The following is a 638-nucleotide window of genomic DNA, read 5'->3' on the forward strand; positions in this document are numbered from 1 at the left end:
CCCCCCAGTTGGTGGGTGGCCTGGCACTCGGCTGCGTGCTCGTGCCCGGCTCCGCCGGCCGCCCAGGAGCACCCCGGCCACGAGCACGCAGCCGAGTGCCAGGCCACCCACCAACTGGGGGGAGGCGTCCAGCATCACCGCCGCCGTGGCCCAGGCCGCGAGCGCGGGGGGCACGAGCCGCAGATCGACCGGCCCTTCCCGACGCGGGTGGGAAGCCCCGAGCCGACTCCCGGAAGCCGCGTGCACGGCTCGGCGCGCACGTGGTGGGGCATCGGCCCCGGCCGGCGTTCCTGGCCCGGCCCCGGTCACCGTCACACTCCCGTCCGCCGCGACAGCCCCGCCCACCACCGGATCCGCCGGCCGGGCCCCATCCTCCGAAGCTCCCTCGCCCCTCATGGCCGCACCAGATCGCGCAGATCGGAGAATCGTCGCTCGCCGATGCCGTTGACCTCACGCAGTTCGTCGACGGAACGGAAGCCACCATGCTGCGTCCTGTAGTTGACGATGTGCTGCGCCAGCACGGGACCCACTCCCGGCAGCGTGTCGAGCTGGTCCGCGGTGGCCGTGTTGAGGGAGACCGGAGTTGGCGGCCCCCCGCCCACCGCGGACCAGCTCGACACGCTGCCGGGAGTGGGTCC

The 638-nt window shown here is 74.5% G+C and carries 1 protein-coding gene and 1 pseudogene; both read right to left on the reverse strand.

Features of this window, described 5'->3' with window-relative positions; translation table 11 throughout:
* Positions 1–246: pseudogene (locus P1P75_RS41860) on the reverse strand (hypothetical protein); the annotation flags it as partial.
* Between the two features lie 146 nt (positions 247–392).
* The coding region (locus tag P1P75_RS41865) for a helix-hairpin-helix domain-containing protein (RefSeq protein WP_319265356.1) at positions 393–638 on the reverse strand (246 nt) is incomplete at its 5' end.

This window comes from Streptomyces sp. ID05-39B, assembly GCF_033794725.1.
Lineage (GTDB): Bacteria > Actinomycetota > Actinomycetes > Streptomycetales > Streptomycetaceae > Streptomyces > Streptomyces bobili.